This window comes from Kitasatospora sp. NPDC057015 (genome assembly GCF_042673745.1).
Taxonomy (GTDB): Bacteria; Actinomycetota; Actinomycetes; order Streptomycetales; family Streptomycetaceae; genus Kitasatospora.
On sequence record NZ_JBHUSG010000001.1, the window covers coordinates 255248 to 281285 of the forward strand.

The window sequence follows — 26038 nt, forward strand, 5'->3', positions numbered from 1 at the left end:
TGACGGCGGCTCCCGTCACCTGAAGGACCATCTCATCGAGCACTGACAACGCCTCAGCTGACGCGCGGGGGCGGGCCGAAGGCACCGCTGGAGGGGCTCCGACAGCACCAGCGAGAGCGGGCGTCAGCCGACCGGCGCCCGGTGCCAGTGGGCGTCCGGGTCGTCGAAGGCCTGCTGGTAGTCCGGGGTGGCGATCGGGCGGGCGGCGAGGAGTTCCTCGGGCAGGTCGAACGCATCGACGAGCCGGCCGGCGTGGTCGGCGAGGCGGGCGATGCTCTGCTCGACCAAGTCCGGCAGGGCGGCGACCTCGCCCCCGTCCAGCCGGCCGGCGGCCAGCAGCGGCCCGGTGTGGGCGCTGATCCGGCGCAGGGCGAAGAGGCGGTGCAGGTCGTGCAGCAGGGCGGCCGCCGCGGGGTCGGCGGCCTGCTGGGCGAGGTCGAGCAGGGCGGCGCCCGCGAGGCGCTCGGCGCGCACGGTGACGGCGGTGAGCGCGAACGGCACGGCGGCGTTCCACCGCCGGAGGCTGTCCCCCGGTGGTGCGGTGCGCATTCGGGTCCGGGCCCGGGCGAAGTACTGGTCCTCGGCGGCACGGAGCAGCGACTGCAGGAAGCCTGGTTCGCCGAGCCGGCGGCTCGGGGCGGCGGAGTCGGCACCCCGGCCGGCCTCCCAGCCCGGCCCCTGCCCGGCCGGGGCAGGAACGACACCCCGGGCCGGTGCGGTGTGCGGGGCCGGTGCGGCGTCCGGGGCCGGGTCCACGTCCGGGGCCAGGAGGAGTTCGGCGCCGGCCTTGGCCCACAGGGCGAGGTTGTCGCCCTCCGCGGTGATCGTGCCCTCGATGTCGATGGTGGCCGTGACGATGCCGTTGACGGGCAGCAGCCCCTGGGCGCCGCAGCGTTCGCGGCACTCCGTCAGGACGGCGCGGGCCTGCCAGGTGGTCCAGCCCTTGGTGACGGCGACCAGGCGCTGGGCGTCGGCGACGTCCGCCGGGTCGGTGCGGTCGTGTCCGGCCCAGCGGTCGACGGCGGTGCGGTGCAGGGCGTTCATGGCGTAGGTGGTGGCGAGTGCCTCGACCAGCGGGCCGTGGTGGCTGCGATGCGACCAGACGGGCGTCCGGACGCCGGGGCGGGCGCCGGCGACCTGGCGGTGGTGACCGTAGCGGACCGCGGTGGCGAGGGCGGCGCGGGATACCCCGAGCGCGCTGGCGCTCATGCAGAGCTTGCCGAGGGTGACCCTTCCGATGCTGGTGAGGAACCGTTTCCTCCGGCTGCCGAGGGCGCTGTGGAAGGTGCCGTCGTCGGCGAGCCGGCCGTGGTCCCCGCCGAGCAGCGCCTCCTGCGGCAGGACGAGCTCGTCGAACGAGGTCAGGCAGTGGTCGACCGGGCTGCCCGGGCGCAGCGGCAGCGGCCGGACGATGACGCCCGGTCGCGGGCCGGCCTCGTCGCCGAGGGGTACGAGGAAGAGGAAGATGCCGTGGTCGGCGCCCCCGACGAGCAGCCGCGCGGCGACGACGGCGCTCTTGGGGCCGCCGGCCGGCCCGGTGTTGGGCATGAACTTCTGGGCGGCCGCGCTGGGCGTGTGCAGGGTGAAGGTGCGGTCGTCGGGGTCGTACCTGGCGACGGTCTCCAGCGCGGCGGCGTCGTTGCCGTGCCCGAGTTCCGTGCAGAGGAAGGTGCCGACGCGGTCCATCGCCGCGTACTCGTCCAGGGTGCGCTTGGGGTGCGGGTCGTGGTCGACGAGACTGCCGAGGAAGAGGTTGTAGTGGATGCCCATCAGGACGGTCAGGGCGCCGTCCAGTGGTCCGGTCCACTCGTGCAGCGCCGTGAGGCCGTACGGGTCGCGGGCGAGGGCGGTGGCGTCGACTCCCTCGTTCAGCAGGTGGAGCCGGCGGTAGGAGTCCTCGGTCTGCTCGGCGGCGCTCGCGTCGTGGCGCGGGCGGAACCGCGGGTCGGTCCCCAACCGGCGCCAGCGGCCGTGGACCTCCTCGCGGTCCTCGCCGAAGAGCAGGCGGGTCAGTTCGGCGGTGGTGCCGCGGCCCGCGGTGTCGGCGCTGCGCGCCGCGGGCGGGCCGCCCAGTGAGGTGATCATGTCCTGCTAAAGATCCACCGCACCCGGGGACACGGCTCTGTGACCGGCATCACGGGCGCCCGTCGGGATTCGCCGGCGGCAAAGGCGGAAACGGAGCGGAATTGACGGAACGTCACACTCGACTCCCGCGAGCACCTAGAGTACCGAGCGGTGTGCGCTCCGCGACCGGCGGGCGCCGGTGCCGCGGGCCAGAGGGGCCGCGCGGGGATCGGGGAGCAGGGTGGGCGGGGATGTCATCCGCGAGTCGGCCGAGGCGGGCCGGGTCGTGCTGTGGGAGGAGTCGGCCCGGGACGGCGCGCAGGCCAAGACCCTGATGCCCGCGGAGTTCCGGGTGCGGCTGGCCAGGGAGCAGGGGCGGCTCTTCGGCTCCGCCGGGCCCCGGCACGTGGTGTTCGCGGCGGGCTTCCCGGCCGTCTGCGGCGAGGAGTTCGAGGCGGTGCGCCGGGTGGCGGCCGAGGCCGAGGGCGCGGTGAGCGTGGCCGCGGTGTGCCGGGCGGGCTCGGCGGACGTACGCCAGGCGCTGGCCGCCGTCCGGGGCAGCGCGCACGCCCGGATCATGATCGTGGTGCCCGCCTCCGAGGCGATGGCCCGGGTGATGACCCACCGGGCGGCCCGCGAGGCCCTGGAGGCCGGGGTGGCCCTCGTCAAGGAGGCCAGGGACCTGGACGACGAGGTGGCGGCGGACCTCTGCTTCGCCGACGCCTCCCGTGCCGACCACGGGCTGACCGCCGAGTACGCGGCGGCGGCGACCGCGGCCGGCGCCGGCACGATCGTCCTCGCGGACACCGTCGGCCGCCAACTGCCGGGCGAGGCGGCGGCGATGTTCGGGGCCGTGCGGGCCGGAGCCGGACCGGGGACGGTGCTCGCCTCGCACCTGCACAACGACCTCGGGCTCGGCCTGGCCAACACCCTGGAGGCCCTGCGGGCCGGCGTCCGCGTCGTCTCCGCCTCCTGGCTGGGAATCGCCGAGCGCAGCGGCATGGTGGCCACCGAGCAGCTGTTGTTCCTGCTCGCCCACGACCCGCGGCCCGCGGCCGCGATCCTCGGCGCGGACGCCGAACCCTGGTGGCAGGCCCCGGACCTGACCCGCCTGCCCGGCATCGCCCGGATGGTGTCGGAGCAGACCGGGGTGCCGCTGACCGTGACCACACCGATCGTCGGCAGCGGCGTGGCCACCATCTCCACCGGCACGCCGTTCGTCCACCCCGGGCTCTTCCAACCCTTCGACCCCGCGCGGACCCTGGGAGTCGAGCCCACCGTGGTCCTCACCCAGCTGGCGAGCGCGCGGGTGGTGACGGCGGTCGCGGCCCGGCTCGGCCACCGGCTGGAGGACGCGCAGGCGCGGGCCGCGATGCGCTGGGTGAAGCAGCTGGCCTTCCGCTCCGGTCGGGCGGTCGTGCCGGACGCGGTGTTCGCCGGCTATCTGGACGGCCTGCGCGACGCCGCGGAGGGCACCCCGTGACCCCCGGGGGCGACTCCCCTCGCCGTACCGGTGCCGGCACCGGACCCGACGCCGGCACCGTGGACGCCGCCGGCGCGCGGCTGGCGCTGGGGCGGGGGTCGGCGGTCGTCCTCCCCAATCCGGCGCCGCTGACCCGGGTGGTCGCCGGCACCGACCCCCGGGCCGTGAACACCGCCAAGGGCCGCCCCGCCGACCAGGCCGTCGCGCTCTGGGCCCACGATCCGGCGATCGTGCCCGCACTCGACGCGGCCCTGGACCTCGACGCCCGGCTCCTCGCCGCGGCCCACCGGCTGCTGGAGGAGGAGCGGGTGACGCTGCTGCTGCCGCTGCGGGCGGCGGGCCGCGTCCCGTCGTGGCTCGAACCGGCCTGCCAGGACGGCTGGACCCTGCTGTTCGGCGCCCGCTGGACTCCGCTGCTGCCCGTCCTCGCCGGGTTCCCGGTGCTCTACGTGAGCAGCGCCAACCGCACCGGCCACCCGCCCGCCGCCACCGCCGCCGAGGCGGTCGCGATGTTCCCGCCGGACGTGCCGGTCCTCGGGACGGACGCGCCGGCCGACGCACCGCCGACCGGCCGGGGCCTGGCGGGGGCACCGCGCGCCGCCACCACGACCCTGCGCCTGCACCCGGACGGCACGGTCGGCCTGCACCGCCGGGGCGCCCAGGACGCGGCCCGTCCGGACGCCGGCGACTACCTGCGGTACGTCCGGACGGCCTACACCGATCCGGGGACGGCCGGGCCCCTCCGCTGACCACCGAGTCGGTCGGGGGCCGTCACCCGCGGAGTCGAGGCCGCCTCCGGGGCCCGTCCGGGTGGCTCCACCGGTCCGCCGCCGAGGGCGGCTCCGCGTCCCAGCTCACGATGATCCGCCCGGCGCCGACGATCCGCTCCCCGCCCTCGGGGGCGGGGACGCGCAGGTCGACGCGGAACAGCAGCATCTCCTCCCCCGCCGCCCCGAACCTCGGGTCCACCGGGTCCAGCACCCAGTCGAGCCGGCACTCCAGCCCACCGGCGGCGGGCCGGACGCCCAGCGGGAACCGGACCAGGCGGGGCTGCTCCGGGTCCGCCAGTCCGACGAGCTCCTCCCGGCGCCCGCCCGGTTCGGCGGGCGGGCGGCTCAGGGAGGTGATCCGGGCGGAGAACAGCCGCAACGCCAGCACGGGCGCGGGAGCAGTCCCCGGCAGCGCTGCGACGCCCCCGCCCGGCAGGAGGACGAGGGCGTGCCCCCGCAGGACGCCGGCCCGCAGTCGGGGCTGGAAGCTCAGGGTGAGCGCGGCGGATCCGGCACCGCTCATCGCGGACGTCCCTTCGGAGGGCGGCGGAGCTGCAGAGGGGGCGGGCCACTCCCGTCGCCGGACGGCCGGACGCGGACCGGCCGGTGTCGGGAGGCGCCCGTCACCGCACGCGGCGCGGTACCGTGCGGCGGCCGAGCAGCCAGCCGAGCAGGGCGAGGAACCCGGCGAGCGGGCCCAGGAAGGGGGCCGGCGTGGTGCGGAAGACGGTGCTGCCGAGCACACCGAAGAGCTGCCAGGCGCAGCCGAGCACCGCCGGCAGGGCCAGCCAGTGCCAGCGGTCCTCGCGCACCACCGCGAACGGCAGCACCAGCACGGCGATGGTCTGGAGGAGGTAGCCGTACCGGAACCAGCTGATGTAGACGACGTCCGACCACGGCGCCCCCGGGTTCGCCCCGTGCGCGTACTCCTGGCGGAACTCCAGGAAGGTCCGATCGGAGCCGAAGGACCACCACGGCCACACGTAGAGGCCGACCAGGGTGAGGACGACTGCCACGACGGCCAGCCAGACGGCGGGCGCCTTGCTGGGCGGTGCGGGTTCGATCAAGGGCATGCGGGTCCGGTCCTCACCTCGGCGACGTCTGACGGACCGACAGCACGGTTGCCTGCCAGGCCCGGTGGCGCCCGTCAATGATCGGGCCGGGGCGGAGCCCGCGGAAGGGATTCGGCACAATTCCCGGCCGACCGTCGGCCGCCGAAGGGGCGACGGTCGGCCGGTACGACCCGGGCCGCCGGCAGCCGGGCTCAGCGGCCGTTGCGGGGGTGCCGGGCCGCGGTGCGCTCGTTGCCGCGCTTGTAGTTGCCCGTCCAGCGGGCCATCACCAGCTGCGGGTCACCGGCGGCGCTCTCGTCCAGGAACCGCGCCGCGCGCGGACCGCGCAGCCGGGCGGCGGCCTTGCCGTGGTGCCACACCACGACGGTGCCGTCGGGTCGCAGGTCGTAGCTGAATCCGGACGGGCTGGGCATGTGGTCCTCTCGGTGGACGGCGGGGCCTCCACCCTGGCAGCGGCCGGCGGGGCGACGCAACGGATTTGGCCCCACGACGGCCGGCGCCGACGCACGTAGGGTGGTGGGCATGGACTCCGGCACCGCATGGCAGGTCGCCCCCGCACCGGGCGCGTTCGTCCAACCGGTCTGCGGGCACCTGGACGAGCCCCGCGGAGGGCTGCCGCCCGCCGGGCGGCGCGGCTGCGAGGACTGCCTGCGCGTCGGCGGCACCTGGGTCAACCTGCTCCAGTGCCTGGTCTGCGGACACCTGGGCTGCTGCGACAGTTCGAAGGGGAAGCACGCGTACGCCCACGCGCACGCCGAGTCCGGCCACGACCTCGCCCGCTCCCTGAAGCGGGGCGAGGACTGGGCCTGGTGCTACGCCGACGAGGTCTTCCTCCGGCCGGCCGACTGAACCGCCGGGGCGGGCCGGCCCGGTGGTCGTTCGCCGGCCCCGGCAGGACGTGGGCGGGGCCCGCCTCCGACCGGCCGGCGGGCGGGGGATCCGTGCTCACCCTTCCGGGCGATCCCCGGCGTCGAAAGGGGCCCGCAGCCCGTGGCCGGACGTAGTCTTCGCAGATGAGCCCGGTCGAGAAGACACCGCTCCGCCGCCCCCCGGGGGCGAGGGTCCCGGATCGGGCCCGGCGGGGTCGCAGGCCGCCCGTGCGCCGGGCCGCACCGGCGGAGCGCGAGCGATGAGCGCGCCGGACCGGGCGCTGCGCGCGCAGTTGGACACCCTGGCCACCGAGGCGTACCGCCCGGAGCTCGCCGGGATCGACCGGCTCGGCACCCTGGAGATCGTCCGGCTGATGAACGCCGAGGACCGGACCGTCGCCGACGCGGTGGCCGGCCGCCTGCCGGAGATCGCCGCGGCGATCGACGCCGTCGTGGAGCGGCTCGCCCGGGGCGGGCGACTGGTCTACGCCGGCGCCGGCACCGCCGGACGGCTGGGCGCCCTGGACGCGGCCGAGTGTCCGCCCACCTTCCGCACGGACCCTGGCCAGGTGGTCGCCCTGATCGCCGGCGGCCCGGCCGCACTGGTCGGCGCCGTCGAGGGCGCCGAGGACAGCGCCGAGGCGGCCGGGCGGGACCTCGCCGCGCTCGGCCTGGGCCCGGACGACGTGCTCGTCGCCGTCTCGGCGTCCGGCCGCACGCCGTACGCGATCGGCGCGCTCGTCCACGCGCGCGCCGTCGGGGCGCTCACCGTCGGGCTGTCCTGCAACGAGGGCTCCGCCCTGGGCGAGGCCGCCGACCATCCGATCGAGGTCGAGGTCGGCCCCGAACTGATCACCGGCTCCACCCGGCTGAAGGCGGGCACGGCCCAGAAGCTCGTCCTCAACCTGCTGTCGACCGTCACCATGATCAGGCTGGGCAGGACGTACGGGAACCTGATGGTCGACGTCCGCGCCTCCAACGAGAAGCTGCGCGCGCGCTGCCGGCGGATCGTCGCACTGGCCACCGGCGCCGACGAGGACACCGTCGAGCAGGCCCTCGCCGCGACCGGCGGCGAGGCGAAGAACGCGATCCTCGTCATCCTCGGCGGGGTCGACGCGCCCACCGCCGCCCGGCTGCTGGAGGCGGCCCACGGCCACCTCCGCGAGGCGCTCGGCGCCGCCTGACGCTCGTCGGAGCATCCCCCCGCCCCTCTCCCGCAAGGCAGCAGCATGACGGATGACAGCAACCGCGCCATCGCCGCCTCGATCGTTCCGCTGGTCGGGGGCGCGGGCAACATCGCCTCCCTCGCCCACTGCATGACCCGGCTCCGGCTGCGCCTGCGCGACCCCGGCCTCGTCCGGGGCGCCGAACTGAGGGCGCTGCCGGCCGTGTTGGGGGTGGTCGAGGACGACACGTACCAGCTCGTACTGGGCCCGGGGGTGGTCGCCCGGGTCGACGCCGAGCTCCGGGCCCTGCTGGACGCCGGGCCCGCGTCCGTCCCCGGTGACGCCCCGGCCGGCGACCCGGCGGACGGCGACGGACCGGACGTCGACGGTCCGGCCGCCGCTCGGGGCGCCGAGATCAGGACCGCCCTGAAACGGCGCAACGCGACCCCCGGCAAGGTGCTGCTCCGCCGGATCGCCGACGTCTTCGTCCCGCTGATCCCCGCCCTGATCGGCTGCGGAATCATCGCCGGGCTCAACGGCCTGCTGGTCAACCTCGGGTGGGTGCCGGCGCTGGTGCCGGCGCTGACCGCGATCTCCGCCGGCTTCATGTCGCTGATCGCCGTCTTCGTCGGCTTCAACACGGCCAAGGAGTTCGGCGGCACCCCGATCCTCGGCGGCGCGGTCGCCGCCGTGATCGTCTACGCCGGGGTGGCCCGGGTCGAGGTCCTCGGCGAGCACCTCTCCCCCGGCCAGGGCGGGGTGCTCGGCGCGCTCGGCGCGGCCCTGCTCGCCGTCCGGGTGGAGCGCGGGTGCCGCCGCTGGGTGCCGCAGTCGCTGGACGTGCTGGTCACTCCCACAGTGACGGTGCTGGTGAGCGGGCTGGCCACGCTGTTCGCGCTGATGTTCCTGGCCGGCGAGGTGTCCGCCGCCATCGGTGCCTTCGCCACCTGGCTGCTCGCCCACGGCGGTGCTGCGGCCGGCCTCGTCCTCGGCGCCCTGTTCCTGCCGATGGTCATGCTCGGCCTGCACCAGGCACTCATCCCGATCCACACCACCCTGATCGAACAGCAGGGCCACACCGTGCTGCTGCCGATCCTGGCGATGGCCGGAGCCGGGCAGGTCGGCTGCGCCGCGGCCGTCTACCTGCGCCTGCGCACCAACGCCCCGATCCGGGCGACCATCAGGTCCGCCCTCCCCGCGGGGCTGCTGGGCGTCGGCGAACCGCTGATCTACGGGGTCTCGCTCCCGCTCGGCCGGCCGTTCGTCACGGCCTGCGTCGGCGGGGCCTTCGGCGGCGCCTTCGTGGGCCTCTGCAACCAGCTGGGCACGACCGTCGGCTCGACCGCGATCGGCCCGTCCGGCTGGGCGCTGGTCCCGCTGATCCAGGGCAGCCGGGGGTTCGTCGCCACCCTCGCCGTCTACACGGGCGGGCTGCTCGTCGGCTACCTGACCGGCTTCGCGGCCACCTGGTTCTTCGGCTTCAGCAGGGACATGCTGGCCGAACCGGACGGCGCGCCCGCGGCGGCGCCGACAGCCGATCCCGCGGACGAGCCGGCACCCGCCCGGTGAGCCGGTCGCGAAGCGTGACGGCCCGGTCGCGGCGGACGGCGGCGGCCGCGCGGCGGATCCCGTCCTCCCGGACGTCCGGCGGTGCACCGGTCCGGCCGGCTCCGCGGCGTCCGAACTGCTCCGCCCGGTCGCGTACCGGAGCCGCCTGCGCCACCGGCTCCTATCGTGGGACTACGGGACGGCGACGCCGAGGCGGGCAGCACAGATGACGGATGCGGCAATCGACTACGCGGCGGTGTTCCAGGCCATGCCCGGCATGGTGGCGCTGCTGACCCCGCAGCTGGTCTTCGCGGACACCAACGAGGAGTTCCTGCGGATGGCGGGACGCAGCCGCGAGCAGGTGGTGGGCCGCTACCTGTTCGACGTCTTCCCCGACAATCCGAACGACCCGCACGCCGACGGCATGCGCAACCTGGCGGCCTCGCTGCGGCGGGTGCTGGAGACCGGCGAGCGTGACGCCATGGCCCTGCAGCGCTACGACGTGGAGTCCGCGGAGCAGTCGGGCGAGTGGGAGGAGCGGTACTGGAGCCCGGTGAACACCGCGGTGCTCGGTCCGGACGGCGAAGCGGTCCTCCTGGTCCACCGGGTGGAGGAGGTCACCGAGCTGATCCGGGCCCGCGGCGGGTCGGACGGCAGCCGGACACGGGTGCTGGAGGCGGATCTGTACGCCCGGGCCAAGGAGCTGCAGGAGGTCAACGAGCGGCTGCGGCAGGCGCACGCCCGCGAGCGGGAGGTGGCGCTGGCACTGCAGCAGGCGTTGCTGCCTGCCCCGACCCCGGTCGGGCACCACCGGGTCGCCGTCCGCTACCAGCCCGCCGTCGACGCGCTGAACGTCTGCGGGGACTGGTACGACCTGGTCGACCTGCCCGGTGAGCAGCTGGGGGTGGCGGTCGGCGACGTGGTCGGGCACGGGCTGGCGGCGGCGTGCGTCATGGGCCAGCTGCGCAGCGCGCTCAGTGCCGCCTCGCGGGTGGCCGACGGTCCGGCCCAGGCGCTGGAGGTCCTCGGCCTGTACGCCCGGTCGGTCGCGGGCGCCGAGACGACCACGGCGGTGAGCACCCTGATCGACTGGGCGAGCGGTTCCATCACCTACAGCAGTGCCGGCCACCCCCCGCCGGCCCTGGTGCGCGCCGACGAGGTCGAGTTCCTGGACGCGGCCACCGACCCCCCGCTCGGTGCGCGTCCGGAGCACGTCCGGCGGCCGCAGGCGCGGACGGAGTTCGCGGACGGCGACACCCTGGTGCTCTACACCGACGGGCTGATCGAACGCCGTGGCGAGGACATCGACGCCGGGCTGGCCAGGCTCGCCGGCTCGCTCGCGGACCACCGGGGGGCCGAGCCCGAGGCGCTCGCCGACGCGGTGCTGGCCGAGTTGCTGGCGCCGGGCGGCACCACCGACGACACCGCGCTGGTGATCGTGCGGCTGTGAGCCGGCGGCCGGCCGGTCGCCACGTCCGGGAGCCGGCGCGGGCGGACGACCGGTGCGGCGGCGCGGAGGATTCTCCGAAAGAATTTCCCGAGGGCTGTCGATCCGGCCCTCCACCGTTCGACGCAAGGGTGATGAGGCGGGGAGACGCCCCGCCCGACCGACCGAGGAGTCACCATGCCGCGCTTCCTGTCAATGATCCGCATCGACGAGCAGAACGCCACCGTCCAGCAGCCCAGCCCCGAGTTCGAGGAGCGGATGGGCGCGCTGTTCAAGGAGATCACCGAGGCCGGGGTCATGGTGGACACCGCGGGGCTCGCCCCCACCTCCGAGGGCACCCGCCTGACCTGGTCGGACGGCAACCTCAGCAGCATCGACGGGCCCTTCGCCGAGGGCAAGGAGGTCGTCGGCGGCTACGCCATCATCCAGACGAAGGACAAGGCCGAGGCCCTGGAGTGGACCAGGCGCTTCCTGGAGGTCCACGACTCCTACATGACGGTCACCGCCGAGCTCCGGCAGATCGCCGAGGCCTGAGCGCCCGGCCGGTCGGCCCGAACGCCCGCCCCCGGTACGGGCGCCCGCCCCCTCGCGGGTTCCGCGTGCGGGGGCGGGCGTTCGGCCGCTCGCCTCAGGCGGACAGCTTCCGCATCAGGCGCACGCCCTGGGCCGCGGTGAGGTGCGGCAGGTAGGCCTTGCCGATGGCACGGGTGATGCTCGCCAGGGCCGCCGGATCCGGGTAGACCATGTAGAGCGGCCGGTACTCGGGCTGGAACTTGGCCTTGAACGCGAGCAGCGAGCGGAAGCCGTACACCGGCTCCAGGACCTTGCCCATCCAGTCGAGCATCCGCTGCAGCGAGGTCGGGTCCTGACCGCGGTCGGCGCGGGCCAGCGGGGCACCCGACAGCGACACGAAGCGGGCGCCCTCCTCCTTGAAGCCGAGGGCGGCGGAGGCGATCAGGAACTCCATCACGCCGCGGAACCCGTCGGAGCCGCGGCGCATGAAGTCGAGGGTCCAGCCGACCGGTCGGCCGTCCTCGTACACCGGCATCCAGCTGGTCAGCCCGTGCACCCGGCGCTCCGGGTCTACGGCGACCAGCACCCGGACCGCCGGGTCCTCCAGCTCCTCCAGGCCGCCCAGGGTGAAGCCCATCTCCGGCAGGCCCTTGTCACTGACCCACTCCTCGGAGATGGAGCGGATCTGGTCCCGGATCGCGGCGGGCGCCTCGCGGTAGGTCCACCACTCGGCGACGATGCCCTGCTTGCCGGCCTTGTTCAACGAGGTCCTGATGTCCTGCCACTTCTTGCCGGTGAAGGCCAGCTCGGGCAGCGCCACCACGGTGTCCTCGGCGACCTGCAGGGACCGCCAGCCCAGGTCGACGGCGGCCGCCCGGACCTCGGGGGTGACGCTGTAGAAGCACGGGGTCCAGCCGCGCGCGTCGCAGTGGCGCGCGAACCCCGCCACCGCCCGCAGGCGCGCCTCCGGCTCGCCGAAGGGGTCGCCCGTGGTCAGCGCGACCGTGGACAGCACCCGGTAGGGCACCGCCGCCTCGCCGGCCTCGTCGAACCAGTAGTGGTTGCCGTCCCAGGTGCTGATGAAGGACAGCGTGCTCCCGCCGTGCGCCGTGAGCAGCGCCCGGGCCCGGGCGGCGTCCTCGGCGTCCACGTGCACCACCGGCCGGCGCAGGGCCACCAGCAGCGCGGACAGCGTCACCGTCCAGAACAGCAGGCCGCAGTAGGTGACCAGCAGCCGGGCCACCGGGCCGGTGGCGATCGGGTAGTCGGCGAGCAGTTCGCCGTAGGCGGGCGGCAGGTAGGCCGCGGGCAGGCCCGCCACCAGCCGGCCCACGCCGATCTGCGGCTCGTACTGCTCGCGGACCAGGGCGCCCACGCCGACGTAGGCGGTGGCGGTGAGCAGCAGGGTGCCGGTGACCACGGCGGCCAGCCGGCGCACCACCCGGCGTCCCATCCGCAGCTGGAAGCGGTGGCGGGTGCGGACCAGCAGCGCCGTGGTCAGGACGGGCAGCAGCAGGGCCTCGACGAAGAACTCGACGACGGCGGCGGTGTCCGCCGGGTCCTCCAGCATCGCGAGGTCGTCGGCCAGCAGGCGCCCGAGCAGGCAGATCCAGATCAGCTCGGTGAGGACGGTGATCCGCCAGGCGGCCCGCAGCCCCCGGCGCAGGCCCTCGGCGAGGACCAGCAGCAGGGCGGGGACGGCGGCGGCCATCAGGCGGCCGGGCGAGTCGAAGAAGTTCTGCACGGCGTGCGCGCGGGCGCACTCGTGGACGGAGATCGAGCAGAGGTCGGCGATCTCCTCCGGCGCGTAGGAGCGCGAGAGGTAGAGGTCGGACAGGCTGTTGAAGGGGCCGATCGCGTTGTCGTACAGCGAGGCGACGAGCGGCCCGACGGCCGCCGCGACCAGGCACAGCGCCACCAGGACCCGGGTCTCGTTGTGGGAGGACCCGTAGCGGCGCCGCAACCGCCAGCCGCGGCGGCGCGGCGCCTCGGGGAGCCCGGAGCCGGCGGCGCGGGGCGGGCCCTCGCGCTGGAGCAGGGCGCCGGCGGCCAGGCCCGCCAGGGCGGCGGCGAAGCGCTGCACGCCCTGGAGGTGACCGATGTACAGGGTGGAGACCAGCGGCACCAGCACCACGAGCAGGTGCATCCGCCGCCGCCACAGGATGGTCAGGCGGTGGCTCAGGACGGCGGCGAGCGCGAACAGACCCACGCCGGGGCCGGTGGTGACCTGGTCGGAGATGTCCAGGGTCCAGCCCTCGCCGGCGGCGATGCCCAGGCGCACCAGGGCGGTGCCGAGCAGTGTCCCGACGACCTGCCCGGTGACCAGCACCAGCACGCTGCGGCGGCGGCCCAGCCGGCGTTCGGCGGTCGGCACCACCAGCAGGATCAGCACGCTGGTGAACACGTACGAGCTGAGGCCGGAGCACCAGAGCAGGGAGGTGAGGGGCGTCCACCAGCGGCCGGCGTCCAGGGTGGGCAGGCCCACGCCGATCCGGTCCAGGAGCTGGCCGGGCGGGCCGCCGCGCAGGCTGCCGGTGGCCGCGCCGATGATCCACAGCGCGGCCAGCAGTCCGAGGGTCAGTGGTGCGGCGCGCAGCCGGCGGGCCGCGTGCAGCCAGCGGGAGCGGGCCGGTTCGGGTGCCGGCGCCGTGCGGCCCTCGCCCGGTACCGGGACCGGTGCGTCCGGGCCGTCGGCGGCGGCCGGCGCGGGGGCGGGGACGGCGGGTGCGGGGACGGCGGGCGTGGGGTTGCCGGTCGCGGCAGGAGTGCCGGTCGCGGCGTGGGTCTCGGCGGGGCCGTCGGCGGGGGTGGTGGCCGCGGCGCTCATCCGATCAGACCCATGCGCTTGGTGAGCCAGGTCAGGTTGTCGCTGATGGCCGCCCGGAACACCGTCCAGTCGTGCCAACCCGGCTTCACCTGGAGCTCCACCGCCGCGTCCGCCCGGACGGCGGCCGCGTACATCTTCTCCTGCTGCGGGCGGAACTCCTGGTCGTTGGAGCCGACCACGAAGATCCCGGCGGTGTCCGGGAACTTCTTCCGCGCCAGCATGTGCATCGGGTCGACGGCCTCGAAGGCCGCCTCGTTGCCGCCGAAGGCCTCCTTGACGCTCTTCCCGTGGCTGCCGAGGGTGGGTTCCTGCTGGCCCGAGATGTTGATGAAGGAGCCGAAGACCTCGGGGGCGTTCAGGGCCAGCTGCAGCGAGCAGGTACCGCCGAAGGACAGGCCCGCCACCGCCCAGGACTTGCGGCCCGAGGCGGTCTGCAGGGTGTCGCGCACCCAGGCCGGGACGTCGTGGGCGAGGTAGGTCTGCGCCTTGGCGAGCCGGGAGTCCATGCAGAGCTGGTTCACCCAGGGGGAGCCGGTGGGGTCGGCGACGACCACGATCGGCGCCAGGCCCCGGTGGGCGGCGGCGAAGGTGTCCATGATGTCCCGCAGCCCGCCGGAGTTCACCCAGTCCTCGGGCGCGCCCGGCTGGCCCGGCAGCAGGACCAGCACCGGCAGCAGCGGCCGGGGCGTCGCCTCGTAGGCGGGCGGCAGGTAGACGAAGCCCTTGCGGGTCTTGAAGGCCGAGCGCGGGCCGGGGATCCGCACCGTGGCCAGGGTCCCCTTCTGGGGGAGGTCGGCGGGCGGCGTCCACACCTCCTCCATGGTCTTGCCCGGCGGTGCGGTGATCGTCCGGTCGGCCTGGCTGGTGCTCAGCGTCCCGGTGTCACTGATCCACGGCGCGAGCAGCACCCGCGCCGTCGGGTACTGGTCGAACTGCCGGTTGACCTGCGAGGACGCCATCAGGACGGCCAGCGCCGCGGCCAGCGCCGCCAGCGCCCGCCCGGGCCACCAGGTCAGCCTGGGCATCCGGAAGCCGGCCAGGCAGAGGCCCAGGATCGCCGCGCCGATCCAGACCGTCACCTCGTTCGGCAGACCCTCCGGGAACGGCTGCCACCAGTCGTCGACGACGACGTCCAGCAGCACGGTGAGGACCACGGCCAGTCCCACGGCGAGGGGCAGCCGCCGCCCCGCCCAACGCGGCCCGCGGTCCACCGCGAGCAGCAGTACCGCGACCCAGCCCACCGCCAGTACGGCGTAGGCAACGGGCCCGTGCGTCAGCGGCCAGTCCAGCGGGTTCCAGGTGGCGAGCGCCCGGATCATCATGCTCCTTGCTTCGCGATGCAGATGTGCACCGCACTGTCACTACGTCACGGCTTGTGGCCGTGACCGTCCTCCGCCCCCCGCGAGCGGGTGCTCCGGCGCGGGGTCCACGGCCCCGGGCCCGCGCGTCCGCGCGGCATCGGCCGCCACGGACCCCCGTCCACCCGAACCACCCGCCCCGCACCCGCCCCGCCGAACCCCCCTGCTCTGCCCCCGCGGCAGCCGCCGCGGGAACGCGGGGCGATTCCCCGTCTGCTTGTTGACGTGTCCCGCCCACCGGCGGTTGCATCCCCGATCCCCCGAACCCCGACCTCCCCGCCCCGGACCTCCCCGTCCCGGCGGCCCCCGTTCTACCAGCCCCGTTTCTACCAGCCCCCACCGCGGACCCCCGCGACCGGGGGTCACCCGGACCCCTCCGGACGCGCACCGGCCCCGGTCGGGGTGCGGTCCGGCCCGCGCGCCGGCCCGCGGTCCGGCTCACCGCGGTGGTGCCGGCCGCCGAGCCACTCGACGGCGGGAGCCTCGGTGCATAGGGTCGTGGGCGCGGCATCGCGTGTCGGTCACCGACCGGGTGAGGCATGGAGGTGGCCGCGAGTGCCTTACGGAGGCATGTCACCCATGTCAGTCGAGTTGAACCACACCATCGTCCATGCCCGGGACAACCGGGAGTCCGCCGAGTTCCTGGCGGGGATCCTGGGCCTTGAGGTCGGGGACGAGTGGGGTCCGTTCGTTCCCGTCGCCACCGGCAACGGCGTCACGTTGGACTTCGCCGCCGTCCCGGCCGGGTCGATCACCATGCAGCACTACGCCTTCCTCGTCTCCGAGGAGGAGTTCGACGCGGCCTGGGAGCGGATCCGGCGGGCCCGGATCACCTTCTACGCCGACCCGCACATGAAGCAGCCGGAAGAGATCAACCGTCACCACGGCGGACGGGGGCTGTACTTCCTGGACCCGGCCGGACACGGCATGGAGATCATCACCCGCCCCTACGGCAGCCACCCCACGCCGCCGCGGCGCTGAGGCGAGCACCCGGTAGGAGCACCGGGAGGGGCGGCCGCGCGGTGCCGGGTGCACCGGGCGGCCGCCCCGCGGACACGGACCGTCACGGCGCAGGCGCGCAGGCCCGGGTGCCCGCCCACGGGCGGCCGGCGCCGGGCACGGCGTGAGCGCACCGCTGCCGGGCCGGTCAGCCGGCCGGATCCGCCCTCCACTCGCGGCCGAGCATCGCGTAGACGTACTCGCTGCCCCAGCGTTCGCCGTCGAGGTCGTTCTCCACGAGATGTGCCTCCCGCCGCATGCCGAGGCGCTCACAGACGCCCACCGACCCGGTGTTGAGCACGTCGAGGCGGGCGAAGAGCCGGTGGACACCCAGCCCGTCGAAGGCCAGCGCGGCCGTCGCGCGCGCCGCCTCGGTGGCGTAACCACGCCCGCCGTGCTCGGGGTTGAAGACCCAGCCGATCTCGGCCTGGCGGGCCCGCGCGCTCGCCAGCTTCAGCACGACCTCGCCGACGACACCCGCCTCGCCGGCCCGGCAGACCGCGAGCACCAGGTCGTCCCCGTCCTCGGCCCACGCCGTGGCCGCGACGCGCCGCTCCAGGGTCCGAACGCACTGCTCACGGGTGAGCGGCTGCCGGTAGAGGTACCGGGCGACCTCGGGGCGGCCCTGGTAGGCGTACAGGTCGTCGAGGTCGTCCGGCGTGAACCGGCGCATGACCAGCCGCTCGGTGGTGACGGGCAGCGAAAGCGTGGTCATCGGTCGGGTACTCCCCTCCTGTGGGTGGCCGCCAGGGTATCCGGCGTCCGGCACGGCCTCTGATGCGACGTCGGGCAGTCCCCCCCCCCCCCCCCCCCCCCCCCCCGGCGCCGGGGGGGGGGGGGGGCCCCCCCGCCCCCCCCCCCCCGGTGGGGGGGCGCCCGGGTTTCCGGGGGCCGGCCCGGCCTCTGTTGGGCCGGCGGGCCGGCCCCCCCCCCCCCCCCCCCGGAGCCGGCGCTCCGGTCGGGCCCACCCAGCCGTTCCCGAACGGCGGGGTGGGCCCCGGGGGCCGGGTCAGGACGCCGACTGGCCCAGGCGGTCGCGGACGCCGGTGAGGACCTCGGCGACGTCCGCCAGGTCGGGCCCGGCGCAGCGCCCGATGGCCGCGGTGAGACGCCGGCGGGCGGCATCGGTACGGCCGAGGGTGCCGCCCTCGACCAGGGCCGCCACCCGGACCGCCTCGGCCCGGGGGCGTTCGCCGTCCGGGCCGCCCGCCTCGTAGGCGGTGATCGCCAGTTCGGCCGCGGCGAGCGCCTCCTCCGGCCGCTCGGCGACCGCGTAGGCACGGGCGCGCTCGTAGTGCCCGGCGCCGGTCAGGTACCAGGCGGTCACCGGGTGGCCGCCGGCCTCGGCGCGCTCCCGCAGGGTGTCGGCCTCCGCCAGCCGCTCCAGCGCGGAGTCGAGGCCCGCGGGGCCCTCGGCCGCCATGGTGAGGCGCGCGATGTCCCGCAGCATGTCCGCGACCTGGTCGGGGCGGGGCGCCCGCCGGTGGGCGGCGAGGGTCCGCTCGCGGGCGTCGTGGGCGGCCTCCCAGCTGCCGGCCTCCGCCAGTGCGAGGGTGGCTTCGCACGCCACCATCGTGTACGTGTCCCCGTCCTCCCACCCGGCGGTCTCCTCGGCGAGGTGCAGGAACTCCTCGGCCGCCTGCCGGTGTTCGCCGAGGCCCGCCAGGCCGCGGGCCAGGTTCAGCCGCACCTGGGCGACGAACCGCGGGTCGAGCGCCGCCTCGGCGCCCGGCTGCAGCACCGACTCCAGCACCGCGACCGCGTCCGCCGGCTGCCCGCTCCGCTCCAGGACGTCGGCGAGCTGGAGGCGGGCGTCGGCCGCCTCGGTGGCGTCGCCGGCGCGGTCGTACCGGGCGGCGGCCTCGGACAGCGCGCGGACGGCGCCGCCGTGGTCGCCGGAGTGGGCGCACGCGTGCCCGAGCATGGCGTACGTCGCCGCGACCGGGAAGTCGTCGTCGCCCCAGCGGGCCGTCTCCGCCAGCGCCCGGTGGAACAGCGGGACGGCGTCGGCGGGTTCGCCCTGGAACAGCTTGATCTGGCCGAGCAGTCCGAGGGCGCGCGGCGCCCGCCAGGGGCGGCCGCTCCGGTCGAACAGGTCCAAGGCGAGCGCCAGTTCGCTCTCGGCCTGCTCGAACCGGCCCTGGCGGGCCGCCAGGTCGGCGCTGAACTGGAGGGAGCCGGCGACCCGGTGCGGGTGCCCGTAGTCCTCGGCGGTCTTCCGCAGGACGGCGACCTCGGCTTCGAAGCGCGCCGCGCACTCCTGGAGCCGCTCGGCCCCGGCCGCCGACGGCTCACCCGAGGGTCCGGCCTCGGGGAGGGCGGACGACACCTCGTGGTGCCGGCCGAAGACCCGGATCTGCAGGACGGTCAGGTGGTCGTCGGGGTCCAGCCGGCCGTCGGCGAGCAGCTCCTCGGCCTGCCGCAGGTACGCGTCCAGCAGCGCCCAGTCCACCCGCCGCCGGTCGCCACCGTCCTCGCCACCGTCCTCGGTACCGGACTCGGTACCGGACTCGGTACCGACCTCGGTTCCGTCCTCCGGGCCGTTCTCGGTACGGTCGTCGCCACCGCGGCTGCCCAGGTGGGCGACGGCCTCGCGGGTGCGTGCGGCCAGCGCCCGGCCGGGCAGGCCCTCCTCCTCGAACAGCCGGGCGGCGGTCCCCAGGGCGCTGCGGAGCGCCGCGACGTCCTCGCCGTCGGAGTCCACGGCCGCGTGGTCGGCGAGCTCCGCCCGGATCAGGCGCTCGCTCCCCGCCCCGGCGGCGTCGGGGCTCTCGCCGGCCGCCAGCCGCTCCTCGACCCGTCGCCACAGTCCGGCGGCGTGCGGGTGGCCCTGCCGGGTCAGTTCCCGGACCCGGGCGAGCAGGTCGCCGAACCCCTCCGGCTCGGGTTCCGTCGCCCGGTGGGCCGCGGCCTCGCCGGCCGGCGCCGGACCGGGCCCGGCGGTGGCGGTGGCGGGGCCGGTGGCGCGTACCCCGAGGGCGAGCGGCTCGGTGAGCAGCGGCAGCCGGGCGAGGCGGGCCCGGCGGCGCGCGCCGACGGCGTCGGTGCCGTTGCGGGCGTCGAAGCGGGCGGCCAGGGCGTCGCCCTCGGCGCGGACGTGGGCGAGCAGGGCGTCCGCGGTCCAGGCGGTTCCGGGCGGTCCGCCGACGGCGAGCCCGCCGTGGCCGAGCTCGACGAGCCGGGCGGCGAGGATCTGCACGCCGGTCAGGAACTGCAGTCGGGCGTACGGGTCGCCCTGCCCGTCGAACAGGTCCCGGTTGTCGGCGAGGACCTCCAGGCCGCGCGGCTCGTTGCCGGACAGCGCGCAGAACTCCAGGTGCAGGCCGATCTGGGTCGCGGTGCTGCTCTTGCCGCGGGCCCAGCGGTAGCCGGTCAGGTGGGCGGAGCGCGCCTCGTCGGCGCGGCCCTCGCGGAGCAGCGGCAGCAGGGCGTGGGCCTGGCTGGTGTAGGGCTCCTCGCTGCACGAGCTGCGGCCCTCGAAGACCGGCTGCCAGACCTCCAGCGCCCGGGCGTCGTCCCCCGAGCGGATGTGGTGCAGCGCCTGGGCGCGGATCTCGCAGGCCGCGCAGTCGCTGAGCCGGCTGCGCGGCCGGGTCGCCCAGAGGTCGAACTCCTGGTCGGCGCCCAGGCCGGTGTGCGCGGCCAGGTGGTGGCGCTGCGCGTAGTACGGCTGGAGGTCGAACTCGGCGGCGCGGTAACGGTCGCGCATCTCGGTGTGCCAGCGGTGGATCGCCGTCAGCGGCACGTCGGGGGTGCCGCGCAGGGCGGCGGCGACCCACTTGAAGCGCCAGAAGACCTGGTGGCGCGCCCAGTCGCTGAAGACGTCGGGGTGGGTGTCCCAGAGCTTGAGGACGCGGGCGAAGACGACGGGTGACTTGCGGGCCTCGCCGTCGTACTCGTAGGCCTCCATCAGCTCCAGCAGGGCCGTCGCGGACAGGCCCGGGTCGTCGAACTGGTCGGCGGCCTCGACGAGTTCCTCGGCGGTCACGGTCCGCTGCCGGCCGTAGGGGAGGCCGTCGTTCTCGCGCAGGGCCTCGGTGACGGCCTCCTTGCTGTCCAGCATTACGCGTCCTTCCCCGGAGCGGCCGTCTCGTGGCCGAGCATGGCGTGGTCGAGCAGGCTGATGAACGACCGGTTGATCAGGGCGCTCTCGCTGGCCAGCAGCGGGCGGCGGGTGAGCAGCACGGCCTGGCCGTAGAGCGCCTCGACGGCCGTCACCACGAGGTCCCGGTGGGTGATCGAGGAGGCGCGGCGCACCAGCGGGTTCAGGTGGTTGAGCACGAGTTGCGCGCGCGGTGCCTCGGCGCGCAGCGAGCCGAGGATGTCGGCCCACAGGCCGTCCGCCTCGTCGGCGAGCCGGGCGCGGGTGCGTTCGTGGCGCGCCTCCCGGTTGTCGAGCAGCAGGGCCGGGGCGCTGGTGGGGTGGAAGCTGCGCAGGGCGACGTCGCAGTCGAAGCGGCCCACCACCTCGCGGGCGACGGTGAGGAAGGCGGCGGCGGCGAGTTCGGCGGCGGGGTCGACGGTGTCGAGGTGGGCGGTGACGGTGCCCGGGTCGAGGTCGGCGACGGAGCTGCCGGGGCGTATCTCGGGCAGGCGGTGGACGAGGTCCCGGTCGTAGGTGTAGCCGCCGTTGACGACGCCGAGGCCCGCGGCGCCGGCGATCGGTGCGACCTGGCGGAACTCCTCCACCGTGCGGGCCACCAGGATCACCGGGTGGGAGCGGGCGAACTCGTCGAGGGTGACGTTGCCGTCGGTGGTCTCGAACGGGAGCCACGGGAGCAGCATCCGCAGCAGCTCGTCGTCGTAGCGGGCGAGCGCCTTGACCGCGAGGTGGTGCACGCCGAGGAACCGGTGGAGCAGCGCCGGGTCGCTGGCGGACAGGCCGGTGAGCCAGTCGCGGATGCGGACGCCGAGGGCGTCGCGGACGGCGGCGAGGGTCTCGTCGGCGTACAGGGCCTCGCGGGAGGCGGTCGGGCGCAGGCCGTCCGTGTCGACCACGCAGCGGACGAAGAACGCCCATTCGGGCAGGAGTTCGTCGGCCTGCTCGGAGAGCAGCATGCCCTTGAGGTGCACCCGGTGGCCGGCCCGGCGGGACGTCGGGGCGGCGTCCGGCAGCACGTAGGCGACGCCGCGCAGGCCCACCAGCGGCAGGTCGAGCTCGATGCTGTCCAGCGGGGTGAAGTCGAAGGTGCTGCGGCAGTGGTCGGCGAGGGCCTCGCGGCGGGCCTGCGGGGAGGCGTGTCGCTGCTCCCACGGCGGGGTGGCGTTGACCCTGGTCCGGTTGCCGGCGGCGTCGACCACGGTCACCTCGTGGCGCAGCAGGCTGCCGTAGTTGCGGGCCAGTTCGAGGACCTGGCCGGCGCGGGTCCACTCGGCGGCGTCCGCGCGGGGTGTCAGCGTGACGGTGGTGCCGGGCTCGGGCTTCGCCGCGGCGGGCAGCGTCCTGATGGTGTAGCGCCCGTCGGAGCCGCCGCGCCATTCGATGACGGGCGCCCCGGGGGTGGCGGCGGAGCGGGTGACGACGGTGATCTCGTCCGCCACGACGAAGCAGGCGAGCAGGCCGATGCCGAACTGTCCGATGAAGTCGCCGCGGGCGGCGGCCAGGCCGGTGCCGTCCAGGCGGCCGTCGGCGTCGCGCTTGGAGCTGCGGCCGATGGTGGCGAGGAAGGTGTGGACGTCGGCCTCGGTGAGCCCGACGCCGGTGTCGGTGACGGTGAGTTCGTCGTCGGCGTGGACGGTGATGGCCGCCGGCGCGGTCGGGTCGAGTGCCCGGCGGGCGGAGATCGCGTCCACCGAGTTCTGCAGGAGTTCCCGCAGGTAGACCCGCGGGCTGGAGTAGAGGTGGTGGGAGAGCAGGTCGACCAGGCCGCGGAGGTCGACCTGGAAGGTGTGTGCGCTCGTCGTGGGGTCGGGTTCGGACACCGTGGATTCTTTCGCTACGAGGGGTACGGGGTGGCGGGCGCGGGCCGGCCGCGGGGCGCCGGACGGTCGGGCACCGGACGATCCGGCGCCGGACGGTCGGACGCGGATCGCTCCGGGGCCGGGTCGGCCGGGTGCAGGTCAGCGGGCGCAGGCGTCCCGGGCGGTCCGGTACGCCTGCACCGGATCCCGGTCCAGGTAGTGCCACGGCGCCTCGGTGACGGTGCCGCCGAGTTCGCGGAACAGCAGGTCGGCCGCCTTCGGCTGCCCGGCGACGTAGAACGCCATCGCGAAGGTGTTGTAGGCCGACTTCCAGCCGCGCGGGCGCTGGTAGTCCGGGTGGCGGATCGAGCGGTCGGCCGCCTCGTGCAGCTGATCGCGCACGGCCTGGCCGGCCATGTGGGCGCGGTCGGCCCCGGAGTCCAGGTCGAGCCAGTGCTCCAGGTGGGCCAGCGCGACGAGCTCGCCCAGGGGGCTGCCCTCCGGGGCGGAGAGCATGGCCGTACGGGCGAAGTCGTGCATCTGCTCGTGCGATCCGCCCCACTTGGCACACACCTGCTGGAGCCGCTGGCGGTGCGAGCCGAGGTGTCCGGGCCGGCGGCGCACCGCCGCGTCGAAGCGGTAGCGGCCGACGTCGGGTCCGAGCGAGGCACCACGGGCGCTGATCTGGAGGAAGTACCAGGGGGCCAGCCACTGCGGCTCCCGCTCGGCCACCTCGTACAGCTGCTCCTCGGCCACCGCCAGCCGCTCCCCGAAGGTCTTCCACTGCTCCTCGGACACGTACTTGGCCCGTGCCCCCGTACGCGCCTCCCAGGCCCAGGCGATCTGGCGGGCGCCGGAGAGCAGCAGGGGCAGCGCCGAGTCGGGTTCGGCGGCGACCGCGTCGGGGATCCACCGCTCGATGCCGGGCACCTCGGAGAGGACGGCGAGGAGCCAGGTGAGGTCGGCCTCGTCGGGCACCTCGGACAGTCCGTCACGGACGGCCGCCCAGTCGCCCACCGCCGCCCGGGCGCGCAGCCCGGCCAGCTCCTGGTCGCCGTACGCCGGGTCGAGCGCGGACGCGTCGGATCCGGCCCGTCCGCGGAACAGGCCGCGGAGTCCGCCGTCACCGCCGGCGGACTCGCCGTCGGTTCGGCGTCGGAACAGCGGCATCGGGGCCCCCAGGGTGTCGGTACGTCAACCGGCCGTGTCGACGGTCGCTCGAACGCAGTACTTATCACGGACGCGAGCCGCCGCCTGCGCCGCCCCCGGGTGTTCGTGTGCCGAACGCCCCTGCTGAGAGGGGCAAAAGCGGCATCCCCGGCCACGACCGACCGTCAGCCGGCACCCACCGCGGCCGGCGTTCACTACCCGAGGAGTTCAGCGAAGCGGTCCAGCGCACGATCGGTGCGGTGGCGGTCGCCGGTCGCTGTGAGATCGAACAGCAGACCCCGGACGACGGCCATGACCAACGTGGGCGTGACGGTGTCCTCGGGGCCGGTGGAGACGTCGCGGAAGGTGGCACCGAGAGTGTCGAACCAGTCGGTGATCGCCTGCCCCTGGTCGGGGTAGTGCTCGGGGTGGACCAGGCCGTCGGCGTGCACCTCGAAGAACAGCCGGACGAACGGCGCACGTTCGTCCGCGCTCATCCATGACCAGATGCCACGCAGTCGCTCCTGCACGGAGCCCGTCGCCGCCGGACGGTGCCCGGCCAGGCGCTCGGCACCTCGGCGGCGGGCCTCGGCGAGGACCGCCGCGACCAACTCCTGTTTGCTGCCGAAGTCGTAGAGCAGCATCCGTGGGCTGCTGTCGAGGGCCGCCGCCAGTGGTCGCAGGCTCAGCCCGGCCAGGCCGTGCGCCAGCACGTAGTCGGTCGCCAGCGCCAGTGTGCGCTCGCGACGGGCCGGATCGGCGGGTCGCCCCACGGTGGATCTCCTCTCAGCAGGCCGGAGTTGAACCAGCATGAGCGAGTTTATGGTACGACTGTTTCAATAACGAGGGGAGACCGCTTTGCACACCTTCGACCGAGCACTCGTCCTGGGTCCGGGGGGTCACGTCGGCACCGCCTGGACGGCGGGACTGGCCCACGGACTGCGCCGCGACGGCGTGGATCTGGGCGAAGCCGACCTGATCGTCGGCACGTCCGCCGGCGCGATCGTCGGGGCCCTGCTCGCCACCGGGCAGGACCCGGGGCGGCTCGCGACGTCGGCCCGCCAGCCGGCCCACCGGGTCAGGGCGGACCCCTCGCGGATGGGCCAGGTGTTCGCCGTGCTGGGCGACCGCGGCCTGGAACCGGGCGAGGCCAGGCGCCGCGTCGGCCGGCTCGCGCTCGACACCACCGACCCCGAAGCCGAGCAGGCGCTGATCGCGGGACGCGCCGCCCTGATCGGTGCGGACGCGTGGCCGGAGCGACGACTGCTGATCACGGCCGTGGACGCGACCACCGGTGAGCCCGTGGTGTGGGACGGCGACAGCGATGTGCCGTTGGTGCACGCGGTCGCGGCGAGCAGCGCCTTCCCCGGGGCCGCGCCGCCGGTTGCCATCGACGGCCGGCGCTACCTGGACGGAGCGCTGCGGGCGGGCACCAACGCCGACCTGGCGGCCGGAGCCCGCGTGCTGGTCGTGGTCGAGCCGATGGCGCACCTGTTTCCCCGTGAGCCGCTCGACCGGCAGCTGGAGGCCGTGGGGGCGGACACCGTGGTGACCATCGGCCCCGATCCCGCCTCGGTACGGGCCTTCGGCTCGGACCCGGGCGACCTGGCGGCCTGGGAACCGGCCTACCGGGCGGGGCTTCGCCAGGCCGGCGACGTCATCGCACGGCTCCGCTCCGCGTGGAGGGCGGAGGCCGACGCGGGCTGACCGCCGATCAGGCTCGGCCGGCCGCCCACGCAGCCCGGCGCCGAGTCGACCTCAGGACGGTTCGGTCGGCCAGGACGGCAGGGCAGGCACAGGCCTCCCCGGTGATCACGGAGTGTCGCGCCTCTGTCATCACCGCGAGCTGGGCCCGCCCTGCCCCCCGGGGTGCCGTCGCCGTGGCCCGTCCGCGCGAGCGCTTAGCCCGATCGGGCCGTCCGGCGGGCGGGTGCGGTGGGCGGCTGCGATCTTCGGAGCAGGTGGCCGTGCCCGCGGTCGCCGTGGTTCTGACGCCCGGAGGCCCGGATGTGGGACGCTCCCCCTGACGCTTCACCGGTCCCGGCCGAGTTCCTGCCGGTGCTGGACATGCCCGAGCCCGGCGAGCAGAACCGACTGACCGTGTTCTTCCGCCTGCTGCTGCTGATCCCCCAGTTCATCGTGGTCTGGGTGCTGTCGGTGGTGGCCTTCTTCGTGGCCGTGATCGGCTGGTTCGGAGCACTGGTGCTCGGGCGGCTGCCGGACTTCGCCGCGACGTACCTGGCGGGCTACGTGGGGTACGAGACCCGGGTCAGCGCGTACGCCATGCTCACCCACGACAGCTACCCGCCCTTCGCGTTCCACCCGGCCGACCATCCGGTGAGGGTCGTCCTGAAGCCGGGGGAGCTGAACCGGCTGGCCGTGTTCTTCCGGTTGATCCTGGCCATCCCCGCGGCGATCATCCAGAGCGTGCTGGTCACCGGCTGGTGGACGGTGTCCTTCATCAGCTGGCTGGTGGTGCTGGTGCTCGGCCGGATGCCGCGACCGCTGTTCGAGGCGACGGCCGCGATCGTGCGCTACCGGATGCGGTTCGAGGCCTACCTGCTGATGCTCACCGCCGCCTACCCCAAGGAGCTCTTCGGCGAGGAGCCGCAGAGGGCGCCCGAGGGCCCGGTGCCGGCCGCGTCCGCGACCCGCCCGCTGGTGCTCGGCAGCGCGGGGCGCGGACTGCTGGTGGCCTTCATCCTGATCGGCATCGTCGCTTCGGCCACCTCCTCCCTGACGGGGACGTTCACCTCGGACGATGACGACGACGACCACGCCCGCGCCCGCGTCACCGGCCCGCGCACCCCGGGGGCGGCCCTCGCGGACCGCCCCTGATCGATCCGCGAGGCCCTGACCGGCGCCGGCGCC

General features: G+C 75.4%; 21 protein-coding genes. 10 read left to right on the forward strand and 11 right to left on the reverse strand.

All coding sequences use genetic code 11. The annotated features are described in order from the left end of the window. Positions 1-123: 123 nt before the first annotated feature. Positions 124-2085: an acyl-CoA dehydrogenase gene (locus tag ACFTWP_RS01130; protein ID WP_380261278.1), complete on the reverse strand. Its 1962-nt coding sequence runs from the start codon at positions 2083-2085 to the stop codon at positions 124-126. 220 nt (positions 2086-2305) lie between these two features. On the opposite strand from ACFTWP_RS01130, the gene ACFTWP_RS01135 reads away from it, so the two are divergent. Both ACFTWP_RS01135 and ACFTWP_RS01140 read left to right on the forward strand, forming a co-directional pair. Beyond that, on the forward strand, positions 2306-3547 hold the full coding sequence (locus ACFTWP_RS01135; RefSeq protein ID WP_380261280.1) for a 2-isopropylmalate synthase: 1242 nt from the start codon (positions 2306-2308) through the stop codon (positions 3545-3547). Next, positions 3544-4296: a hypothetical protein gene (locus ACFTWP_RS01140; RefSeq protein WP_380261282.1), complete on the forward strand. Its 753-nt coding sequence runs from the start codon at positions 3544-3546 to the stop codon at positions 4294-4296. Before ACFTWP_RS01135 ends, ACFTWP_RS01140 begins: the two co-directional genes overlap by 4 nt. Before the next feature lie 22 nt (positions 4297-4318). Here ACFTWP_RS01140 and ACFTWP_RS01145 read toward each other — a convergent pair whose 3' ends face one another. The 3 genes from ACFTWP_RS01145 to ACFTWP_RS01155 form a co-directional block, all read right to left on the reverse strand. Further along, positions 4319-4840 (reverse strand): hypothetical protein, encoded by a 522-nt coding sequence (locus tag ACFTWP_RS01145; RefSeq protein WP_380261284.1) that lies wholly within the window; start codon positions 4838-4840, stop codon positions 4319-4321. Positions 4841-4940: 100 nt separating this feature from the next. After that, the gene (locus tag ACFTWP_RS01150) at positions 4941-5390 is read right to left on the reverse strand and encodes a hypothetical protein (RefSeq protein ID WP_380261286.1); all 450 of its coding nucleotides are present in this window, start codon (positions 5388-5390) and stop codon (positions 4941-4943) included. 191 nt (positions 5391-5581) lie between these two features. Continuing rightward, positions 5582-5803, reverse strand: a complete 222-nt coding sequence (locus tag ACFTWP_RS01155; RefSeq protein ID WP_380261288.1) for a hypothetical protein — start codon at positions 5801-5803, stop codon at positions 5582-5584. A 109-nt stretch (positions 5804-5912) separates the two neighbouring features. Between ACFTWP_RS01155 and ACFTWP_RS01160 the strand changes: the two genes are divergently transcribed. The 5 genes from ACFTWP_RS01160 (at position 5913) to ACFTWP_RS01180 (ending at position 10954) form a co-directional block, all read left to right on the forward strand. Continuing rightward, a complete protein-coding gene (locus tag ACFTWP_RS01160; protein WP_380261290.1) occupies positions 5913-6239 on the forward strand; it encodes a UBP-type zinc finger domain-containing protein in 327 nt (108 codons plus the stop codon). Positions 6240-6519: 280 nt separating this feature from the next. Continuing rightward, complete coding sequence (gene murQ, locus ACFTWP_RS01165) at positions 6520-7443, forward strand: N-acetylmuramic acid 6-phosphate etherase (RefSeq protein ID WP_380261292.1); 924 nt, start codon at positions 6520-6522, stop codon at positions 7441-7443. 45 nt (positions 7444-7488) lie between these two features. Next, positions 7489-8994 carry a PTS transporter subunit EIIC gene (locus ACFTWP_RS01170; RefSeq protein WP_380261294.1) on the forward strand — a complete coding sequence of 502 codons (1506 nt, stop codon included), beginning with the start codon at positions 7489-7491 and terminating at the stop codon, positions 8992-8994. A gap of 205 nt (positions 8995-9199) precedes the next feature. Beyond that, entirely contained in the window at positions 9200-10423 is a 1224-nt protein-coding gene (locus ACFTWP_RS01175) for a PP2C family protein-serine/threonine phosphatase (RefSeq protein WP_380261296.1), read from the forward strand. A 174-nt stretch (positions 10424-10597) separates the two neighbouring features. Then, on the forward strand, positions 10598-10954 hold the full coding sequence (locus tag ACFTWP_RS01180; protein ID WP_380261298.1) for a YciI family protein: 357 nt from the start codon (positions 10598-10600) through the stop codon (positions 10952-10954). 94 nt (positions 10955-11048) lie between these two features. Here ACFTWP_RS01180 and ACFTWP_RS01185 read toward each other — a convergent pair whose 3' ends face one another. Together ACFTWP_RS01185 and ACFTWP_RS01190 are read right to left on the reverse strand one after the other, a co-directional pair. Beyond that, on the reverse strand, positions 11049-13760 hold the full coding sequence (locus tag ACFTWP_RS01185; RefSeq protein ID WP_380261300.1) for a bifunctional lysylphosphatidylglycerol flippase/synthetase MprF: 2712 nt from the start codon (positions 13758-13760) through the stop codon (positions 11049-11051). After that, complete coding sequence (locus ACFTWP_RS01190) at positions 13757-15082, reverse strand: alpha/beta hydrolase (RefSeq protein ID WP_380261302.1); 1326 nt, start codon at positions 15080-15082, stop codon at positions 13757-13759. Before ACFTWP_RS01190 ends, ACFTWP_RS01185 begins: the two co-directional genes overlap by 4 nt. 615 nt (positions 15083-15697) lie before the next feature. Here ACFTWP_RS01190 and ACFTWP_RS01195 point away from each other — a divergent pair. Continuing rightward, a complete protein-coding gene (locus tag ACFTWP_RS01195; protein ID WP_380261304.1) occupies positions 15698-16099 on the forward strand; it encodes a VOC family protein in 402 nt (133 codons plus the stop codon). Positions 16100-16265: 166 nt separating this feature from the next. Here the strand turns inward: ACFTWP_RS01195 and ACFTWP_RS01200 are convergent, their stop codons facing one another. From ACFTWP_RS01200 to ACFTWP_RS01220, 5 genes are all read right to left on the reverse strand, one after another. Beyond that, positions 16266-16832: a GNAT family N-acetyltransferase gene (locus tag ACFTWP_RS01200; RefSeq protein WP_380261306.1), complete on the reverse strand. Its 567-nt coding sequence runs from the start codon at positions 16830-16832 to the stop codon at positions 16266-16268. A gap of 294 nt (positions 16833-17126) precedes the next feature. After that, complete coding sequence (locus ACFTWP_RS01205) at positions 17127-20180, reverse strand: hypothetical protein (RefSeq protein ID WP_380261308.1); 3054 nt, start codon at positions 20178-20180, stop codon at positions 17127-17129. Continuing rightward, positions 20180-22039, reverse strand: a complete 1860-nt coding sequence (locus ACFTWP_RS01210; protein ID WP_380261310.1) for an HSP90 family protein — start codon at positions 22037-22039, stop codon at positions 20180-20182. The genes ACFTWP_RS01205 and ACFTWP_RS01210 overlap by 1 nt, the downstream gene beginning before the upstream one ends. Positions 22040-22177: 138 nt before the next feature. Beyond that, positions 22178-23188, reverse strand: coding sequence for a hypothetical protein (locus ACFTWP_RS01215; protein ID WP_380261312.1), 1011 nt, complete (start codon positions 23186-23188; stop codon positions 22178-22180). Between the two features lie 194 nt (positions 23189-23382). Beyond that, positions 23383-23940, reverse strand: coding sequence for a TetR/AcrR family transcriptional regulator (locus tag ACFTWP_RS01220; protein WP_380261314.1), 558 nt, complete (start codon positions 23938-23940; stop codon positions 23383-23385). An 85-nt stretch (positions 23941-24025) separates the two neighbouring features. Between ACFTWP_RS01220 and ACFTWP_RS01225 the strand changes: the two genes are divergently transcribed. Next, complete coding sequence (locus tag ACFTWP_RS01225; RefSeq protein WP_380261316.1) at positions 24026-24874, forward strand: patatin-like phospholipase family protein; 849 nt, start codon at positions 24026-24028, stop codon at positions 24872-24874. A 300-nt stretch (positions 24875-25174) separates the two neighbouring features. Beyond that, positions 25175-26005 carry a DUF4389 domain-containing protein gene (locus ACFTWP_RS01230; RefSeq protein ID WP_380261318.1) on the forward strand — a complete coding sequence of 277 codons (831 nt, stop codon included), beginning with the start codon at positions 25175-25177 and terminating at the stop codon, positions 26003-26005. Positions 26006-26038: the final 33 nt, after the last annotated feature.

Bases quoted from the DNA above. Each gene is read 5' to 3' on its own strand.
- ACFTWP_RS01130 (WP_380261278.1), bottom strand. From the start codon at position 2,085: ATGATCACCTCACTGGGCGGCCCGCCCGCGGCGCGCAGCGCCGACACC.
- ACFTWP_RS01145 (WP_380261284.1), bottom strand. From the start codon at position 4,840: ATGAGCGGTGCCGGATCCGCCGCGCTCACCCTGAGCTTCCAGCCCCGA.
- ACFTWP_RS01150 (WP_380261286.1), bottom strand. From the start codon at position 5,390: ATGCCCTTGATCGAACCCGCACCGCCCAGCAAGGCGCCCGCCGTCTGG.
- ACFTWP_RS01155 (WP_380261288.1), bottom strand. From the start codon at position 5,803: ATGCCCAGCCCGTCCGGATTCAGCTACGACCTGCGACCCGACGGCACC.
- ACFTWP_RS01160 (WP_380261290.1), top strand. From the start codon at position 5,913: ATGGACTCCGGCACCGCATGGCAGGTCGCCCCCGCACCGGGCGCGTTC.
- murQ (WP_380261292.1), top strand. From the start codon at position 6,520: ATGAGCGCGCCGGACCGGGCGCTGCGCGCGCAGTTGGACACCCTGGCC.
- ACFTWP_RS01170 (WP_380261294.1), top strand. From the start codon at position 7,489: ATGACGGATGACAGCAACCGCGCCATCGCCGCCTCGATCGTTCCGCTG.
- ACFTWP_RS01175 (WP_380261296.1), top strand. From the start codon at position 9,200: ATGACGGATGCGGCAATCGACTACGCGGCGGTGTTCCAGGCCATGCCC.
- ACFTWP_RS01180 (WP_380261298.1), top strand. From the start codon at position 10,598: ATGCCGCGCTTCCTGTCAATGATCCGCATCGACGAGCAGAACGCCACC.
- ACFTWP_RS01185 (WP_380261300.1), bottom strand. From the start codon at position 13,760: ATGAGCGCCGCGGCCACCACCCCCGCCGACGGCCCCGCCGAGACCCAC.
- ACFTWP_RS01190 (WP_380261302.1), bottom strand. From the start codon at position 15,082: ATGATGATCCGGGCGCTCGCCACCTGGAACCCGCTGGACTGGCCGCTG.
- ACFTWP_RS01195 (WP_380261304.1), top strand. From the start codon at position 15,698: ATGTCAGTCGAGTTGAACCACACCATCGTCCATGCCCGGGACAACCGG.
- ACFTWP_RS01200 (WP_380261306.1), bottom strand. From the start codon at position 16,832: ATGACCACGCTTTCGCTGCCCGTCACCACCGAGCGGCTGGTCATGCGC.
- ACFTWP_RS01205 (WP_380261308.1), bottom strand. From the start codon at position 20,180: ATGCTGGACAGCAAGGAGGCCGTCACCGAGGCCCTGCGCGAGAACGAC.
- ACFTWP_RS01215 (WP_380261312.1), bottom strand. From the start codon at position 23,188: ATGCCGCTGTTCCGACGCCGAACCGACGGCGAGTCCGCCGGCGGTGAC.
- ACFTWP_RS01230 (WP_380261318.1), top strand. From the start codon at position 25,175: ATGTGGGACGCTCCCCCTGACGCTTCACCGGTCCCGGCCGAGTTCCTG.